The sequence below is a fragment of the Crenobacter sp. CS_VA4 genome (assembly GCF_055597485.1).
The window spans coordinates 63,784-81,429 of sequence record NZ_JBVMAE010000002.1 but is presented as its reverse complement, the minus strand read 5'-3'; the positions used below and the strand labels follow the sequence as shown (position 1 = coordinate 81,429).

The following is a 17,646-nucleotide window of genomic DNA, read 5'->3' as shown; positions in this document are numbered from 1 at the left end:
GACAATGCTAGAATCTTGCGCTCCCTGGATTTCGGGGAGTTAAATCGCACATCCGCGCCAAAGGGTGCCCGCATCGGGTTCTGTGCGCGGATGGAGGCATAACCCTTTCTGGAATTAAAGACATGACTACTGCAGTGACCATGCGTCAAATGCTGGAAGCCGGCGTTCACTTCGGCCACCAAACCCGTTTCTGGAACCCGAAAATGTCGAAGTACATTTTCGGTGCTCGCAACAAGATTCACATCATCAACCTGGAAAAGACCCTGCCGCTGTTCGTCGAAGCGCAGGAGTACGTGCGCCGTCTGGCCGCCAACAAGGGCACCATCCTGTTTGTTGGTACCAAGCGCCAGGCTCGTGAAATCGTGCGCGAAGAAGCGTCGCGTGCCGGTGTGCCGTTCGTTGACCACCGTTGGCTCGGTGGCATGCTGACCAACTACAAGACGGTCAAGCAATCGATCAAACGCCTGGAAGAAAAAAGCGCGCTGCTCGAGGCCGCTGGCGACACCGGTTACAACAAGAAAGAAATGCTGGACCTGCAGCGCGAAGTAGAGAAGCTGAACCGCAGCCTGGGCGGCATCAAGGATATGAAGGGCCTGCCGGACGCCATCTTCATCATCGACACTGGCTACCAGAAGGGTACTGTTGTTGAGGCGCAGAAGCTGGGCATCCCGGTGATCGGTGTGGTTGATACCAACAATAACCCGGATGGTATCGCTTACGTGATCCCGGGTAACGACGACTCCAGCCGCGCTATCCGCCTGTACGCTCGCGGCATGGCCGATGCGATCCTGGAAGGTCGCGCCCAGTCGCTGCAAGAGCTGGTTGCCGCCTCTGAGCCGGCCGCTGCTGCCGAATAAGCAGCCTTGTGAAAGAGGGGCGAAAGCCCCTTTTTTTGGTCTGTTTATCTCTCTACACGCTTGTATCAAGGAGTCCTAGCATGGCGGAAATCACCGCAAAAATGGTAGCCGATCTGCGCGCTGCCACCGGTCTTGGCATGATGGAATGTAAGAAAGCCCTGGTTGAAGCCGAGGGTGACGCTGCCAAGGCAGAAGAAATCCTGCGCATCAAGTCGGGCAACAAGGCTGCCAAGATGGCCGGCCGTATTGCGGCTGAAGGCGTTGTAGCCGCCTTCGTCGAAGGCGGTGTCGGCGCGCTGGTTGAAATCAACTGCGAAACCGACTTCGTTGCCAAAGACGAAACCTTCCTGGCGTTTGCCAATGCGGCGGCCCAAGCCGTTGTGAAGGCCAACCCGGCCGACGTTGAAGCCCTGGGCGAAGTGAAAACCGCCGACGGCATCACCGTCGAAGAAGTGCGCAAGGCCGTCATCGCCAAGCTCGGCGAGAACATGACCATCCGTCGTTTCGTTCGCTACGAAACCGAAGGCAAGATCGCTACCTACCTGCACGGCGCCAAGCTGGGTGTGATCGTCGATATCGCCGGCGACGAAGCGCTGGGTCGCGACATCGCCATGCACATCGCTGCTTCCAAGCCGATCTGCGTGTCGAAAGACCAGGTTCCGGCCGAGAAGCTGGAAACCGAGCGCAAGATCTACACCGCTCAGGCTGCCGAATCGGGCAAGCCGGCCGACATCGTGGCTAAGATGGTCGAAGGTCGCGTCACCAAGTACCTGGCCGAAGTCACCCTGCTGGGTCAGCCGTTCGTGAAGAACCCGGACCAGACGGTTGAAAAACTGCTGGCTGAAAAATCGGCCAAAGTGAACGCGTTCTCCATGATCGTGGTGGGCGAGGGCATTGAGAAGGCCGTGGTGGACTACGCCGCCGAAGTGGCTGCCGCTGCCAAGCTGTAAGCTTTAAAATACGTCGTACCCGATAACGGCACCCTGAGTCTCAGGGTGCCGTTTTGCAAGTGAACATCCCCCGAATTACCGCGCACACGAGGTCACCATGAGCCAAACCCCCGCCTATAAACGCATCCTGCTGAAACTTTCCGGCGAAGCCCTGATGGGCGATGACAGCTATGGCATCAACCGCGCCACGATCGAGCAGATTGTTGGGCAGATCAAGGAAGTGGTGGACCTGGGTGTGCAAGTCGGCGTCGTGATCGGTGGCGGCAACATCTTCCGCGGCGTCGCTCCGGCGGCGGCCGGCATGGACCGCGCCACGGCCGACTACATGGGCATGATGGCGACCGTGATGAACGCGCTGGCGCTGAAGGATGCGATGACCAAGGCCGGCCTGATCGCGCGGGTGCAGTCGGCGCTGACCATGCAGCAGATCGCCGAGCCCTACGTGCGCGGCAAGGCGATGCAGTACCTCGAAGAGGGTAAGGTGGTCGTGTTCGCTGCCGGCACCGGCAACCCGTTCTTTACTACCGACACCGCTGCGGCCCTGCGCGGCATGGAAATGAACGTCGACATCATGCTGAAGGCGACCAAGGTCGACGGCGTATACACTGATGACCCGAAAAAGAACCCGGATGCGGTGCGCTACCATACCCTGACCTTCGATGAGGCGATCGGCCGCAACCTGAAGGTGATGGATGCGACGGCGTTTGCGCTGTGTCGCGACCAGCAGCTCAATATCAAGGTGTTCAGCATCTTCAAGACCGGCGCGCTCAAGCGGGTCGTGCTTGGCGAAGACGAAGGCACGCTGGTACACTGCTAAACTAACTTAATACCTGGGCGGAAACGGCTAATGCTCCGTTTCCGCCTTGTTTTTCCAGAATACCCATCCGTGGAGTTGTCATGATCAACGAAGTGAAGAAAACGGCTGAGCAAAAGATGCAGAAGTCGCTGGAAGCGTTCAAGGCGGATCTCGCCAAGGTGCGTACCGGCCGCGCTCACACCGGTATCCTCGACCACGTGCAAGTCGATTACTACGGCAACCCGACCCCGATCAACCAGGTCGCCAACGTGACCCTGATCGATGCTCGCACCATCGGCGTGCAGCCTTGGGAAAAACCGATGCTGGCCAAGGTGGAAAAGGCGATCCGCGACGCCGACCTGGGTCTGAACCCGGCCGCAATGGGCGACGTGATCCGGGTGCCGATGCCAATGCTGACCGAAGAGCGCCGCAAGGAAATGATCAAGCTGGTGCGCAGCGAAGCCGAAGGTGCCCGCGTCGCCATCCGTAACATTCGCCGTGACGCCAACAACGACTTCAAGAACCTGCTCAAGGACAAGGCGATCACCGAAGACGACGATCGCCGTGGCCAGGACGATGTGCAGAAGCTGACCGACAAGGCGATTGCCGAAGTCGACAAGCTGCTGGCGACCAAAGAAGCCGAATTGCTGGCGGTCTAAGGAGCTGGGTTTGTTCGGAAGCTCGACTCAGGCGGTACCCGAAGCGAAGCGGGTGCCGCGTCACGTGGCCATTATCATGGACGGTAATGGCCGCTGGGCGAAAAAGCGTTTTCTGCCGCGCGTCGCCGGTCACAAGCGTGGCCTCGAGGCGGTGCGGGAAACCGTCAAGGCCTGCAACGAACTGGGCGTCGAGTTTCTGACCCTGTTCGCCTTCTCCACCGAGAACTGGCGCCGTCCGGCGGACGAGGTGTCGTTCCTGATGGAGATGTTCCTGCGCGCGCTGGAGAGCGAAGTGGTGCGGCTGGGACGGAACAATATCCGTCTGAAGGTGATCGGTTCGCGCGAGCGCTTCCCGGCCGGTATCGCCGAGCGCATCGCCGCCGCCGAAGCCAGTACGGCGGCCAATACCGGTCTGACGCTGACCATCGCCGCCGATTACGGCGGTCGCTGGGACATCATGCAGGCGGCTAACCAGCTGTTGGCCGAAGGCTGCACCGAACTGGCCGAAGAGGCGCTGAGCAGCCGTCTGTCGATGGCCTACGCGCCGGAGCCGGACCTGTTCATCCGTACCGGCGGCGAGGTGCGCATCAGCAACTTCCTGCTCTGGCAGCTCGCCTACACCGAATTGCACTTCACCGATCTGCTCTGGCCGGACTTCGGGCCGGCGGCGCTCGATCACGCCATCTCTTCCTACCAGTGCCGCGAGCGTCGCTTCGGCCGGACCAGCGAACAGCTGCCGGACGGCGAACGCCGCGGCTGACCCTACATGCTAAAAACCCGCGTCCTGACCGCGCTTGTCCTGCTGCCGCTGATGCTGGCGGCGCTGTTCCGCTTCCCACCGCTGGCCTGGACCGGTTTTGCCGCACTGATCGCTGGCTTGGCGCTCTGGGAATACACCCGAATGGCCGGCATGCAAGCAGCCGCCAAGTGGTCTTATCTCGCGGCCAGCGCTGTGCTGGCCGGCGTGGCCTGGAAGCTGAACTACCGGATGGGGCTGATCGAGCACCTGGCCGTGCTGGCATTCTGGCTGGTCGTCGCGCCGCTGTGGCTGGTGAAGCGCTGGAAGCTGCAAGAGGGGCTGTTGGTGCGCTTGCTCGGCTGGGTGCTGATGTTTCCCGCCTGGTTCGCGCTGCTCGAATGGCGGCCGGTGCCGCAGGCGGCGCTGCAGTTGTTGTCGCTGATGGCGCTGGTCTGGGTGGCGGATATTGCCGCCTACTTTGCCGGCAAGGCGTTCGGCCGGCGCAAGCTGGCGCCGTCGATCAGCCCGGGTAAGAGTTGGGCGGGCGTCTACGGTGCCGTGATCGCGGTGGCGTTGTACAGCGTGCTGGTCAACCATCTGGGCTGGGTGCCGTTTGCGGTAAGCGACTGGCTGCTGTTGCCGGTGGCGGTGGCGCTGACCGCGGTCAGCATCGTCGGCGACCTGCTCGAGTCGTGGTTCAAGCGTAGCGCTGGGATCAAGGACAGTAGCGCGTTGTTGCCGGGGCACGGCGGGGTGTACGATCGTATCGACAGCCTGATCGCCGTGCTGGCCGTCGCCAATGCACTGTCGATGCTAGCCCGCTTCTAGAAAGCATTCATGAAACCGCAAGGAATCACCCTGCTCGGGGCGACCGGCAGCATCGGCGTCAACACGCTCGATGTCGTGGCCCGTCATCCCGACCGTTATCGTGTGGTGGCGTTGACCGGCCACCGCCAGCTCGATCGCTTGTACGAGCAGTGTCTCGCGTTTGCCCCGGCGATTGCCGTGGTGGCCGACGCGGCGGCGGCCGATGCGCTCGGCGCCAGACTGGCCGAAGCGGGCAGCCGAACCGAAGTCTGGCATGGCTCGGAAGCGCTGGAAGCCGTCGCCCGACTGCCGGAGGTCGACATGGTGATGGCGGCCATCGTCGGTGCGGCCGGGCTTCGGCCAACCTTAGCCGCGGCGCAAGCCGGCAAGCGGGTCCTGCTCGCCAACAAGGAAGCGCTGGTCGTTGCCGGCCGCCTGTTCATCGATGCGGTACGTCTCGGCGGCGCCGAGCTCTTGCCGGTGGACAGCGAACACAACGCGATCTTCCAGTCCTTGCCGCGAGACTACGCCGGCGATCTTGACGCCGCAGGCGTGCGCAAGTTGATCCTCACCGCCTCGGGCGGTCCATTCCGCTCGCTGTCGCTCGACGCAATGCGCCATGTCACTGCCGATGAAGCCTGTCACCATCCGAACTGGGTGATGGGGCGCAAGATTTCGGTCGACTCCGCCTCGTTGATGAACAAGGGGCTGGAGGTGATCGAGGCGCATTGGCTGTTCAACGCGCCGGCCGAGCGGATCGAGGTGGTGGTGCACCCGCAAAGCGTGGTCCATTCGATGGTCCAATACCGTGATGGCTCGGTGGTGGCGCAGCTCGGTTCGCCCGATATGCGCACGCCGATCGCCTATGCGATGTCCTGGCCAGAGCGGATCGACGCGGGCGTCGGCTCGCTCGACTTCATGGCCTTGTCCGGGCTGAGCTTCGAAGCGCCCGACCTGCAGCGTTTCCCATGCCTGACGCTGGCGTTCGACGCGCTGGCCGCCGGTGGCGACGCGCCCGCGGTCCTCAACGCGGCCAACGAGGTGGCGGTAGCCGCCTTCCTTGACGGTCGCATTGGTTTTCTCGACATTGCCAGGGTGGTGGCCGATACGCTGGGTGGCGTATCACTCTCGGCCAGCCCCGACCTCGATTCCCTTCTTCAGCGCGACGCTCAGGCGCGCGCCTTTGCCAGGAGCTGCATCGTTACATGATCACGCTGCTTGCCTTCATCGTCGCCATCGGCGTTCTGGTTACTATCCACGAGCTGGGGCATTACACCGTAGCGCGTTGGTGCGGGGTGAAGGTGCTGCGGTTTTCGATCGGTTTCGGTAAGCCCTTGCTGACTTTCCGGCGCGGCGATACCGACTGGACGGTGTGTCCGATCCCGCTCGGCGGCTACGTGCGCATGCTCGACGAGCGCGAGGGCAGCGTCGCCCCGGCCGAACGCCATCTCGCCTTCAATACCCAATCGGTCTGGAAGCGGATCGCCATCGTCATCGCCGGGCCGATTGCCAATCTGTTGCTGGCCGTGTTGCTCTACTGGGGGGTGCTGGTCAGCGGCGTGACGCTGGTCAAGCCCTGGGTCGGCACCGTCGTGCCACAGACGGTGGGTGCTCAGGCCGGCTTCCAGGCCGGCGATCGGCTGCTGTCGGTCAACGGTTCACCGGTCAGCGACTGGCAGGCCGCGAGGATGGCGATCGTCGAACAGTTGGCCGAAGACGGGCAGGCCCGGGTTGGCGTGCAGACCGCGACCGGTGGCCGGGCAGAGCGCTTGCTCGATCTGAGCGCCCGCCCTAAGGAGCTCGACGAGGTGCTGTCCGACGGCAATCTGGGCTTGATGCCGCAGCGCTACCTGTCACAGATCGGGGCGCTGGAAGAGGGCGGGGCGGCCGAGAAGGCCGGCTTGCAAGTCGGCGACCGACTGCTGTCGGCCGATGGCAAGCCCTTGGCCGGTTGGGAATCGTGGGTCACACTGGTCTACAACAGCCCGGGCAAGACGCTGCGGGTCGAAGTGCTGCGGGATGGCATGCCGCGCCTGCTGACCGTGCGTCCGGCCAGCGTCGAACACAATGGTGAAACCATCGGGCGGATTGGCGCCGCGCCGAAGGCCGACGATGCCTGGAACGAGCGGCTCAAGTACCAGCACCGCGAAGGTTTCTTCTCGGCCGGCCGGCAGGCGTTCGCCCGCACCTGGGAAACCGCCTGGCTCAGCCTGAAATTTGTCGGCCGGATGCTGACCGGTGCCGCGTCGGTGAACCATCTGTCCGGGCCGCTGACTATTGCAGACGTCGCGGGCCAGACGGCACGGGTTGGCGTGACCGCTTATCTCGAATTCCTGGCCCTGATCAGCATCAGTATCGGCGTACTTAATCTGTTACCAATACCGGTTCTGGATGGTGGACACTTAATGTATTATGTCGCGGAGCTGATCAGGGGGCGTCCACTGAGCGAACGCGCTCAGCTACTCGGGCAAAAGGTCGGTTTCGCACTATTGGCCATGATTATGGCCGTGGCTTTGCTCAACGATTTCAGCCGCCTGTTTGGGGGTTAAGTACTTACTTATGCGAATCAAATTCCTTGTCGCCGCCGTTGCGGGACTTTCTTTTTCCGCTGCAGCGTGGGCAGTCAATCCTTTTGTGATTAAGGATATCCGGGTCGAAGGTCTGCAGCGTACCGAACCGGGCACCGTATTCAACTACCTGCCGATGAAGGTGGGTGACACCTTTACCGACGCCAAGGCCCAACAGGCGATCAAGGCGTTGTTCGACACCGGCTTCTTCGACGATGTGCGCGTCGAATCGGAAGGCCAGAACGTGATCCTGTCGGTTACCGAACGTCCGGTAATCACCCAGCTGACGATCAACGGCTCGCACGAATTCGATAAGGAGCAGATCAAGAAGTCGCTGCGCAGCAACGGCTTTGCCGAGTCGCGCGTGTTCGACCAGTCGCTGCTCGATCAGGCGGTCCAGGCGCTCAAACGCGAATACTTCAGCCGTGGCAAGTACTCGGTCGAGATCACCCCGAACGTGACCAAGCTGGAGCGTAACCGTGTCGCGGTCACGCTCGATATCACCGAGGGCGTCACCGCCAAGATCAAGGAAATTCGCATCGTCGGCGCCAAGGCGTTCTCGCAGAGCGAGCTGCTTGACCAGTTTGCGCTGACCGAGGGCGGCTGGCTGTCGTGGATCACCAAGGACAACCAGTACTCGAAGCAGAAGCTGCAAGGCGACCTGGAAAAGCTCAAGGCGTTCTATCAGAACCAGGGCTATCTCGAGTTCAATATCGATTCGACCCAGGTGTCGATCAGCCCGGATAAGGAATCGGTCTATCTGACCGTCAACGTCAACGAAGGCAAACTCTATACCGTCGGCGATCTGAAGTTCGGCGGCGACCTGAAGGTGCCGGAGAGCGAACTGCGCCAACTGCTGAAGATCAAGACCGGTGAAGTGTTCAGCCGGGAGAAGATCAACGAATCGGTCACCGCGATCAGTGATCGACTCGGCAACGACGGCTACGCCTTCGCCAACGTCAACGCCGTGCCAGAAATCGACCGCGAACACGACAAGGCCTCGTTCACCTTCTTTATCGACCCGGGCCGCAAGACTTACGTGCGCCGGATCAACATCACCGGCAACTCGAAGACCCGGGACGAAGTGATTCGCCGCGAAATGCGTCAGGTGGAAGGCGCGCCGTACGCCTCCGACAAGGTGAAACGCTCCAAGGAGCGGGCCGAACTGCTCGGTTACTTCGACGAGGTGAACATCGAGACCCCGGCGGTGCCCGACACCCCCGACCAGGTCGACATGAACGTGGCGGTGAAGGAACGTCCGACCGGCAGCATCTCGGCCGGTATCGGCTTCGTGCAGGGCGAGGGCGTCCAGCTTTCGGCCAACGTGTCGCAGACCAATATCTTCGGTTCGGGCAAGGCGGCGACGATCGGCTTCTCGACCGGCAAGGCGAACAAGTTTGCCAATATCTCGTTCACCGATCCGTACTTCACGCCGGACGGCGTTAGCGTCGGCTACGACCTGTACTACAAGGTCTACAACCCGAATGCGATCGACCAGAGCGCGTACAAGACCGCCACCGCCGGCGTGGCGATGCGCTTTGGCGTGCCGATCACCGAGCACGACCGAATCAACTTCAGCTTCGGTGCCGAGAGTACCGACGTGACGACATTCGACAACAGCCCGCAGCGTTACCGCGACTTCGTCAACAAGTTTGGCAACCGCAACACCACGCTGCTCGGCACCGTGGGCTGGTCTCGCGACACCCGCGATAGCGCCTTGTGGCCGACCCGTGGCGGCGTGTTGCGTACCAACCTCGACTCCGGCCTGCCGGGCGGCGACATCCAGTACTACCGTCTGACCGGGCAGGACACCTGGTACTTCCCGCTGTCGAAGGCCTTCACGCTGATGCTGAACGGCGAAGCCGGTTTTGTGAACGGCTACGGCAAGACCCCGGATGTGCCGTTCTTCCAGAACTTCTACATCGGCGGTATCGGCTCGGTGCGCGGCTTCGACAACGGCAGTATCGGCCCGAAAGACACCAACGGCGACTTCCTCGGCGGTACCCGCAAGCTGGTTGCCAACGCCGAACTGCTGTTCCCGTTCCCTGGCATGAAGGATAACAAGTCGGTACGGACCAGTTTCTTCGCCGATGCCGGTACGCTGTGGGACAACAAGACCCCAGGCAGTTCGGCCAGCTCAGAAATCCGCTACTCGGCCGGTGCCGCGGTGACCTGGTTGTCGCCGGTAGGCCCGATGAAATTCAGCTACGCTGTGCCGTTGAAGAAGAAGGACGGCGACAAACTGCAGCGCTTCCAGTTCCAGCTGGGTACGGTGTTCTGATCTAGGAGAATGTCATGAGATTTGCCTTTGCCGGTGCTGGCCTGCTGATGGTGGCGCTGACGGCCATGCCGTTGGCTGCCGCCGCCGCAGATTTCAAACTGGGTTACGTCAATACCGAGCGCATCTTCCGTGAGGCCGCGCCGGCCGTGTCGATCCAGCGCAAGCTGGAGAAGGAATTCGCCACCCGCCGCGACGAGCTGAAGAAGATGGAGACGCGCGCCAAGGAGCTGGAGTCGCAGCTGTCGCGAAGCAACTTGCCGTCCGACGATCGGAAGAAGTACGACCGCGAATACGCTAGCCTCGACCGCGACTACCGCGCTCGTGCGCGCGAGTTGGCCGAAGACTACAATCAGCGGCGTAACGAGGAGTTCGCGTCGATTCAGGAGCGTGCCAATCGGATCGTCAAGCAGATCGCCGAGAAGGATCAGTACGATCTGATCCTGCAGGATTCAGTCTACGTGAACCCGAAGTACGACCTGACCAGCCGCATCTTGAAGGAACTCGACAAGTAACCGTTTCACCGGAATACGGGAGAAGCCGACCCCGGGTCGGCTTTATTTTTGATGGCTTATACCCTGTCTGAGATCGTCGCCCGCTTGGGCGGCGAATACCGCGGCGCCGATGTGGCGGTCGACCGGCTGGCGCCGCTCGATAGCGCCGCCGAGCGCGAGCTGAGCTTCGTATCCAACGCCAAGTACCGCAAGCAGGTCGAGGATACCGGTGCGGCGGCGCTGATCGTGGCGCCGGCGCTGGTCGAACTGGCCGGCGAGCGGCCGTTGATCGTCACCGACGACCCGTATCTGTACTTCGCCCGCGTCGCGACGCTGTTCCACCCTGCGCCGCAGGCGGTGGCCGGCATCCATCCGAGCGCGGTGGTCGGCGAGGGCAGTACGATCGGCGAAGGCAGCGAGCTGCGCGAACACGTCAGCGTCGGCCGAAATGTAGTGATCGGCGCACGTTGCCGGCTGATGCCGGGCGTGGTGATCGGCGACCACTGCGTGCTCGGCGATGACGTGACGCTGTACCCGAACGTGACGCTCTACCACGGCTGCGTGCTCGGCTCGCGTGTCACCGTCCATTCCGGCGCGGTGATCGGTGCCGACGGCTTCGGCCTCGCCTGGGCGAAGGACCACTGGTTCAAGATCCCGCAGACCGGCCGGGTGCTGATCGCCGACGACGTCGAGGTCGGAGCCAATACCACCGTCGACCGTGGTGCGCTGGCCGACACCGTGATCGGTAACGGCGCCAAGATCGATAACCTGGTGCAGGTGGCGCACAACGTGCAGGTCGGCGCGCATACCGCGATCGCCGGCTGCGTCGGCATCGCCGGCAGCACCAAGATCGGTGCCTACTGCACAGTCGGCGGCGCGGCGATGTTCGTCGGCCATGTCGAGGTCGCCGACAAAACCTTCATCGGCGGCGGTACCTTGGTGTCCAAATCAATCAAGACGCCGGGGCATTACGCCTCGTCATTCCCGCTGTCCACTCACAAGGAGTGGGTAAGCAACGCGGTGCATCTGCGCCACCTGAACGATATGGCCAAACGGCTCAAGAGTCTTGAGCGCGAGCTGGCCGACCTGAAAAATAAAGAGGAAGACAATCATGACTGAAGCGGTAAACATCGACGTACGCGAGATCATGAGCTACGTGCCGCACCGCTACCCGTTCCTGCTGGTCGACCGGGTGGTCGAGTTCGAAGCCGACAAGCGCCTGAAGGCGATCAAGAACGTCACCATCAACGAGCCGTTCTTCATGGGCCACTTCGAGAGCTACCCGGTGATGCCGGGCGTGCTGATCATCGAAGCACTGGCGCAAGCCTCGGGCATCCTGTCGATCAAGAGCCTGGGCGGTCGTGCCGAGAACGAGATCTACTTCTTTGTCGGCATCGACAATGCCCGCTTCAAGCGCCAAGTGGTGCCGGGCGACCAGCTGGTACTGGAAGTGGCGCTGCTGCAACAGAAGCGCGGCATCGCCAAGTACTCGGCCAAGGCTCTGGTCGACGGCCAGGTGGCTTGCGAAGCCGAGATCATGTGCGCCAAACGGGAGGTGTAACAATGGCGATTCATTCGACGGCGGTAGTCGATCCGCGTGCGGAGTTGGCGGACGACGTCGAGGTCGGTGCGTATTCGATCATCGGCCCGAACGTGAAGATCGACTCCGGCACCTGGATCGGCCCGCACGTGGTGGTCGAAGGCCACACCACCATCGGCAAGGACAACCGGATTTTCCAGTTCTGTTCGATGGGCGCCATGCCGCAGGACAAGAAGTACGCCGGTGAACCGACCCGTTTGGAAATCGGCGACCGTAACACCATCCGCGAATTCTGCACCTTCAACCTGGGGACTGCCCAGGACGCCGGGGTGACCAGCGTCGGCGACGACAACTGGATCATGGCCTACGTGCACCTGGCGCACGACTGCCGGGTCGGCAATAACACCATCTTCGCCAACAACGCGTCGCTGGCGGGCCATGTGACCATCGAAGACTGGGTGATCCTCGGCGGCTTCTCGACCGTCCACCAGTTCTGCGTGGTCGGCAAACACGCGATGTTGGCGTTCACCGCCGCGGTGGCGCAGGACGTGCCGCCGTACGTGATGGCGGCGGGTAACCGCGCGGTACCGGCCGGCATCAATAGCGAAGGTCTGAAGCGTCGTGGCTTCACGCCGGAGGCGATCCGCAATATCAAGAACGCCTACAAGACGCTGTACCGTCAGGGGCTGAGCTACGATGAGGCGAAGGCCGCGATCGTCGCGCAGGCGGCCGACCATCCGGAGTTGGAGCTGTTCGTGCAATTCTTCGATAAATCGCAACGGGGTGTGATCCGCTAAATCATGGCCGACACCCTGTTTCGCAAGCCGGGGGCGCTCAAGGTCGCCATGGTCGCCGGCGAAGCGTCCGGCGACATGCTGGGCGCCCACCTGATCCGCGCGATCCGTGCGCGCCACCCGAACGTCGAGTTCGCCGGCATCGGCGGGCCGCGCATGGAAGCGCAGGGCTTCACCAGCCAGACACCGCAGGAAAAACTGGCGGTGCGCGGCTACTGGGAGGTGATCCGCAACCTGTCCGAGCTGCTCGGCATCCGCCGCCGGCTGAAATCGTCGCTGTTGGCCGAAAAGCCGGATGTGTTCATCGGCGTCGACGCGCCGGACTTCAATCTGGCGTTGGAAGGCGCGCTCAAGCGTGCCGGCATCCCGACCGTGCACTACGTCAGTCCGTCGGTCTGGGCGTGGCGCGCCGAGCGGGTATACAAGATCGGCAAGATGGTGAACCGGGTGCTGTGCCTGTTCCCGATGGAGCCGCCGCTGTACCAGGCGGCCGGCGTGCCGGTCAGCTTCGTCGGCCACCCGCTGGCGAGCGAAATCCCGCTGGTGCCTGACAAGCGGACGATGCGCGAGCAACTCGGTCTGCCAAGAGAGGCGCCGGTGTTTGCGCTGCTGCCGGGCAGCCGGGTCAGCGAACTCGACTTCATGGCACCGGTGTATATCGAAACGGCACGTCTGCTGCTGCAGAAGTATCCGGACGCGCAGTTCCTGGTGCCCTTGGCGACCCGTGTCACTCGCGATCGCTTCGACGCGCTGCTGACCCAGCACGACGGCTGGGAGCTGCCGATTCGAAAGATGATCGGCCACGCGCAGATGGCGATGATCGCCAGCGACGTGGTGCTGGTCACCAGCGGTACCGCGACGCTCGAGGTGGCGCTGACCAAGCGGCCGATGGTGATCAGCTACAAGATCTCGGCGATGACCTATCGGATGGTGAAGCGCAAGCTCAAGGTGCCGTACGTGGGGCTACCCAACATTCTGCTCGGCGAGAAGCTGGTGCCGGAACTGCTGCAGCACGATGCGACGCCGGAAAAGCTCGCGGCCGAACTGGAGCGCATTTACCAGGACCGCGACTATCAGGACAGGCTCACCGAGCGTTTCACCCAGTTGCATCTCGAGTTGAAGCAGGACACCGCCGCCTTGGCCGCCCAAGCGGTGCTGGAGGAGGCGGGATGCTGATCGCCGGTGTCGACGAGGCCGGGCGCGGGCCGCTGGCCGGCGCGGTATTCGCCGCGGCGGTGATTCTCGATCCGGCCCGGCCGATCGTCGGTCTGGCCGACTCGAAGAAGCTGTCCGAGGCCAAGCGCGACGAACTGGCGCCGCTGATCCGCGAGCGGGCGCTCGCCTGGTGCATCGCCAGTGCCTCGGTCGAGGAGATCGACCGGCTCAACATCCTGCACGCGACGATGCTGGCGATGAGCCGCGCGGTGGAGGGGCTCGCGGTGACACCGCACGAGGTGCTGATCGACGGCAATCGTGTGCCCAAACAGATCACCGTGCCGGCGCGTGCGATTGTCAAAGGCGATGCGCTCGAGCCGGCGATCTCGGCCGCGTCTATCCTGGCCAAGACCGCGCGCGACGCGGAGCTGGTCGCGCTCGACGCCCGTTTTCCGCAGTACGGCTTCGCCCGCCACAAGGGCTACCCGACCGCCGAGCACTTGGCGGCGATCGCCGCGCACGGCGTGCTGTCCGAGCATCGCAAGACCTTCGGTCCGGTCAAGCAGTGGCTGCTCGCCAATCAGGGCGAGCTGTTCTAGTCTTTAGCCTTTGCGGAGCGAGCCGGTGCCGGCTGCATTGAACCCTAATAAGGTTGGCCGAAACGGCGCATAGCGCTTCGGCCAACCTTTTCTACGCCTTATGACTTCCAAACGCTGCTTCCCGCCGGTGGTGAACGACGCTACCCGCTTGCTGATCCCCTGCACCCTGCCGAACGACACTTCGCTTGCTGTCGCGGCTTACCCGCGCAAGAGTTAGAAGCGCATCTCGCCCTTTACGAGACGGGGACCACTCGTGACGACTAAACGTAGTTTTGCCCCCGTCGTTGATGCGAACACGCGGGTATTGATCTTGGGCAGCCTGCCCGGAGAAGTGTCATTGGCGCACGGCCAGTATTACGCGAATCGGCAAAACCGCTTCTGGGCCTTGGTTGGACAAGTCATTGGAGAAGACCTGCCCGGCATGGATTACCCGGCTCGGCTGCAAACACTGCTGCGCCACCGGATCGGCTTATGGGATGTAGTGGCCGAAGCACGCCGCGATGGCAGCCTCGACAGCAATATCCGCGACCATAGCGGGAACGACCTGATCGGCCTTGCTCAGAGTTTGCCGAATCTCGGCGCCATCGCCTTTAACGGTGGCACGGCGGCCAGGATTGGACTGAAGCAGCTCGGCCAATATGCCGAGCACTACCAGATCATCAAACTGCCTTCCTCCAGTCCTGCCTATACGTTATCCGCAGCGGAAAAACTTCTCGCATGGCAGGCCTTGCAAGGCCTACTCGACTCGGACGACCCTTCCACCATTGAGAGCCGCTAACACCTCTGCCTGCGTTTTGTTCTGTCTGCGGCACTACGCCTAGCCGGGGCCGCTTCGCTGGGTTTTTGTAGCGACTCTTGGTTTGGCTCTCTGCCTTCATGCCGTCATACGATTGACGCGTTTCGTCTGGACGCTGGGTCTGAGAGTCAGGCCGACGTCAACGTCCATCTAGTACCTCCATGGTCAGTATTTGCTCGCGCAGCCAGCGTTGGGCAGGGTCGGCATGATTGCGTGGGTGCCAGCCCATCGAAATTGAAAATCCTTCAATCGCGCAAGGAGCTGCTAAAACGGCTAGCCGGCCGCTCCAGCTGAGCGCCAACCGCGCCGGTACGGTCGCAATCAGGTCGGACCTGGCAATCAGCTCGGGAGTCAGCAAGAAACTAGGCACAGACAGCGCAACGCGTCGTTGGCGCCCCAGCGCGGCGAGGGTGTCGTCGACCACGCCGACGAACCCGCCGCCTGTAGGGGAGACCATCAGATGGTCGAGCGCACAGAAGCGGTCGAGATCGAGCGGTTGCCGTGCCGCCGGATGGTCGGGCCGCAGCACGCACAGATAGGTTTCGTCGTAGAGCGAACGCGTCTTGAGCTGTGCGGGCAAGGCGCGCGGCGTCAGCAATGCCAGATCCATTTCCCCCGCACTCATCTGCTCGGCCAGGGTCGCAAAGTTCGGCTGCAACAGCGCCAGCCGACAGCGCGGAGCCGCTGCATGCAGTCGGGAGAACAGCTCCGGTGCGATGACGCGGTGGATCGCGTCGGTAGCGACGAGGCGGAAGGTGAGTTCGGCTGTGGTCGGGTCGAACGGTTGCTGCTCGGCGACTAGCGCCATCAACTGCGCCAGGTGCTCGCGTAGTGGCGTTTGCAGCGCCAGAGCGCGGCTGGTTGGGGTCATGCCGCGCGCGCCGGGCAATAGCAGCGGGTCGCCAAACACGGTGTGCAGCTGCTTGAGCTGGCTGGAAAGCGCCGGTTGCGACAGGTTCAACCTGGCCGAGGCGCGCGTCACATTGCACTCCGCCAGGAGCACGTCGAGCGATTTCAGCAGGTTAAGGTCGAGGCGACTCAGGTTCATTGCTATTCATCATACAAATACCTTGAATAAGGATAATCCATTACGTGGATGGTCGGCAGGGTCGTAAGCTGATGGTGTAACGCCAGCAGGAGAACGTCATGCAAAATCTCGCCCATCAACGCATCCTCATCATCGGCGGCAGCAACGGCATGGGGCTTGCCTCTGCGCAGCGCCTCGCCAAGGCCGGCGCCGAAGTGCTGATCGCCGGCCGCTCGCAGAGCCGGCTGGGCACGGCTTTGGCCCAGATCGATGGCCGTGCTGCAGCCTATGTGGTCGACTTTACCGACGCGGCATCGCTGGCCGAGCTTTTCTCGCGAATCGGCCGGATCGACCACCTCGTGCTGGCCGCGTCGAGTCAGGCCGCCTGGGGACCGATCACCCAGGTGAGCGCCGACGCGTTACGTACCGCGCTCGACCAGAAGCTGGTCGGCTATTGGCAGGCCATTCAGGCTGCGCTGCCGCATCTTCGCGCCGATGGCTCGATCACTATGCTGTCCGGTGCCGCTTCACGCACGGCAATGCCTGGCACCGCCGCGCTGGCGGCCGTCAACGGGGGGATCACCCAGATGGCGCAGACGCTGGCGCTCGAACTCGCGCCGCTGCGCGTCAACGTGATTTCGCCGGGCCTGGTCGATACCCCGGCCTACGACGGCATGCCCGCCGAGGCCAAGGCGGCACGGTTCGCCGGTGCCGCCGCGCGGCTGCCGACAGGCCGTACTGGCGAGGCCGACGATATCGCCCAAGCGGTCGAGTTCTTGACGACCAACAGCTGGACCACCGGGGCATTGCTCGACATCGACGGCGGTGCGCGTCTTCCCAAGAACTGAGCCACATCACAGGGAGCATCCGATGAAAATCCTGATTGTCTACGCACACCCTGAGCCGAAGAGCTTCAATGGCGCGCTCTTCAACACCGCCGTGGAAACGCTCACCGCCGCCGGCCATGAGGTGCAGGTAAGCGACCTGTACCGCACAGGATTCAACCCCGTTTCCTGTCGACACAACTTCGCTACGGTGCATGACCCGGCTTTCCTCAAGCTACAGCTTGAAGAAACCCATGCGACCGAACACGGTGGCTTTGCCTCGGATATCGAAGCGGAAATCGCCAAACTCGAATGGTGCGACCTGATGATCTGGCAGTTCCCACTATGGTGGTTCGGCCTGCCGGCCATGCTCAAAGGCTGGGTGGATCGCGTGTTTGCGATGGGTCGCACCTATGGTTTGGGCCACATCTACGAAACCGGCCTATTTCTTGGCAAGCGCGCTCTGCTGTCGTTCACGACCGGCGGACCGGAGGAGGCGTACCTCCCGGATGGTTTCAATGGTGACCTCAAGGCCATCGTCCGGCCCATCGAGCGCGGCATGCTGCAGTTTCTCGGTTTCGATGTGCTGGCACCTGCGATTCACTTTGGGCCGGTGCGGCAAGATGAGGCTGTGCGAGGCGAATGGCTCGAGCGCTGGGCCGATCGCCTGCAGGGAATTGAGCAGGAAACCCCGATCACGGTTGGCCGTTACTAGGTGGCAAAACCTTGTGAGCTCACACAAAGCCTGCTCTGTCGTAACCCGG

General features: G+C 62.6%; 19 protein-coding genes. 18 read left to right on the top strand and 1 reads right to left on the bottom strand.

The features are described 5' to 3' along the window. Nucleotides 1-122 precede the first annotated feature (122 nt). From rpsB to ACZ2IA_RS02120, 16 genes are all read left to right on the top strand, one after another. On the top strand, nucleotides 123-857 hold the full coding sequence (gene rpsB, locus ACZ2IA_RS02195) for a 30S ribosomal protein S2 (protein ID WP_470290928.1): 735 nt from the start codon (nucleotides 123-125) through the stop codon (nucleotides 855-857). 80 nt (nucleotides 858-937) lie between these two features. Beyond that, nucleotides 938-1,807, top strand: coding sequence for a translation elongation factor Ts (tsf, locus tag ACZ2IA_RS02190; protein ID WP_470290927.1), 870 nt, complete (start codon nucleotides 938-940; stop codon nucleotides 1,805-1,807). A gap of 97 nt (nucleotides 1,808-1,904) precedes the next feature. Then, entirely contained in the window at nucleotides 1,905-2,624 is a 720-nt protein-coding gene (gene pyrH / locus ACZ2IA_RS02185) for a UMP kinase (protein ID WP_470290926.1), read from the top strand. Nucleotides 2,625-2,704: 80 nt separating this feature from the next. Beyond that, complete coding sequence (frr, locus tag ACZ2IA_RS02180; protein ID WP_470290925.1) at nucleotides 2,705-3,262, top strand: ribosome recycling factor; 558 nt, start codon at nucleotides 2,705-2,707, stop codon at nucleotides 3,260-3,262. A 10-nt stretch (nucleotides 3,263-3,272) separates the two neighbouring features. Continuing rightward, a complete protein-coding gene (gene uppS, locus ACZ2IA_RS02175; RefSeq protein ID WP_470290924.1) occupies nucleotides 3,273-4,022 on the top strand; it encodes a polyprenyl diphosphate synthase in 750 nt (249 codons plus the stop codon). Nucleotides 4,023-4,028: 6 nt separating this feature from the next. After that, entirely contained in the window at nucleotides 4,029-4,829 is an 801-nt protein-coding gene (locus ACZ2IA_RS02170; RefSeq protein ID WP_470290923.1) for a phosphatidate cytidylyltransferase, read from the top strand. A 9-nt stretch (nucleotides 4,830-4,838) separates the two neighbouring features. Further along, nucleotides 4,839-6,017, top strand: a complete 1,179-nt coding sequence (gene ispC / locus ACZ2IA_RS02165; protein ID WP_470290922.1) for a 1-deoxy-D-xylulose-5-phosphate reductoisomerase — start codon at nucleotides 4,839-4,841, stop codon at nucleotides 6,015-6,017. Continuing rightward, nucleotides 6,014-7,357 (top strand): RIP metalloprotease RseP, encoded by a 1,344-nt coding sequence (rseP, locus tag ACZ2IA_RS02160; RefSeq protein WP_470290921.1) that lies wholly within the window; start codon nucleotides 6,014-6,016, stop codon nucleotides 7,355-7,357. The genes ispC and rseP overlap by 4 nt, the downstream gene beginning before the upstream one ends. Before the next feature lie 10 nt (nucleotides 7,358-7,367). Beyond that, entirely contained in the window at nucleotides 7,368-9,656 is a 2,289-nt protein-coding gene (gene bamA, locus ACZ2IA_RS02155; RefSeq protein WP_470290920.1) for an outer membrane protein assembly factor BamA, read from the top strand. 14 nt (nucleotides 9,657-9,670) lie between these two features. Continuing rightward, nucleotides 9,671-10,168 (top strand): OmpH/Skp family outer membrane protein, encoded by a 498-nt coding sequence (locus ACZ2IA_RS02150; RefSeq protein ID WP_470290919.1) that lies wholly within the window; start codon nucleotides 9,671-9,673, stop codon nucleotides 10,166-10,168. A gap of 51 nt (nucleotides 10,169-10,219) precedes the next feature. After that, nucleotides 10,220-11,266 carry a UDP-3-O-(3-hydroxymyristoyl)glucosamine N-acyltransferase gene (gene lpxD, locus ACZ2IA_RS02145; RefSeq protein WP_470290918.1) on the top strand — a complete coding sequence of 349 codons (1,047 nt, stop codon included), beginning with the start codon at nucleotides 10,220-10,222 and terminating at the stop codon, nucleotides 11,264-11,266. After that, complete coding sequence (gene fabZ / locus ACZ2IA_RS02140) at nucleotides 11,259-11,708, top strand: 3-hydroxyacyl-ACP dehydratase FabZ (RefSeq protein WP_470290917.1); 450 nt, start codon at nucleotides 11,259-11,261, stop codon at nucleotides 11,706-11,708. Before lpxD ends, fabZ begins: the two co-directional genes overlap by 8 nt. Nucleotides 11,709-11,710: 2 nt before the next feature. After that, complete coding sequence (lpxA, locus tag ACZ2IA_RS02135) at nucleotides 11,711-12,484, top strand: acyl-ACP--UDP-N-acetylglucosamine O-acyltransferase (protein ID WP_470290916.1); 774 nt, start codon at nucleotides 11,711-11,713, stop codon at nucleotides 12,482-12,484. 3 nt (nucleotides 12,485-12,487) lie between these two features. Further along, nucleotides 12,488-13,657 carry a lipid-A-disaccharide synthase gene (gene lpxB / locus ACZ2IA_RS02130; RefSeq protein WP_470290915.1) on the top strand — a complete coding sequence of 390 codons (1,170 nt, stop codon included), beginning with the start codon at nucleotides 12,488-12,490 and terminating at the stop codon, nucleotides 13,655-13,657. Next, nucleotides 13,651-14,235, top strand: coding sequence for a ribonuclease HII (gene rnhB / locus ACZ2IA_RS02125; protein ID WP_470290914.1), 585 nt, complete (start codon nucleotides 13,651-13,653; stop codon nucleotides 14,233-14,235). The genes lpxB and rnhB overlap by 7 nt, the downstream gene beginning before the upstream one ends. Nucleotides 14,236-14,488: 253 nt before the next feature. Continuing rightward, nucleotides 14,489-15,013 carry a DNA-deoxyinosine glycosylase gene (locus tag ACZ2IA_RS02120; RefSeq protein WP_470290913.1) on the top strand — a complete coding sequence of 175 codons (525 nt, stop codon included), beginning with the start codon at nucleotides 14,489-14,491 and terminating at the stop codon, nucleotides 15,011-15,013. Between the two features lie 157 nt (nucleotides 15,014-15,170). On the opposite strand, the gene ACZ2IA_RS02115 is transcribed toward ACZ2IA_RS02120, so the two are convergent. Beyond that, complete coding sequence (locus ACZ2IA_RS02115) at nucleotides 15,171-16,079, bottom strand: LysR family transcriptional regulator (RefSeq protein WP_470290912.1); 909 nt, start codon at nucleotides 16,077-16,079, stop codon at nucleotides 15,171-15,173. Between the two features lie 98 nt (nucleotides 16,080-16,177). Here ACZ2IA_RS02115 and ACZ2IA_RS02110 point away from each other — a divergent pair, with 98 nt between their 5' ends. Continuing rightward, nucleotides 16,178-16,906 carry an SDR family oxidoreductase gene (locus ACZ2IA_RS02110; protein WP_470290911.1) on the top strand — a complete coding sequence of 243 codons (729 nt, stop codon included), beginning with the start codon at nucleotides 16,178-16,180 and terminating at the stop codon, nucleotides 16,904-16,906. 22 nt (nucleotides 16,907-16,928) lie between these two features. Next, nucleotides 16,929-17,597: an NAD(P)H-dependent oxidoreductase gene (locus tag ACZ2IA_RS02105; RefSeq protein WP_470290910.1), complete on the top strand. Its 669-nt coding sequence runs from the start codon at nucleotides 16,929-16,931 to the stop codon at nucleotides 17,595-17,597. The last annotated feature ends 49 nt before the right edge of the window (nucleotides 17,598-17,646 follow it).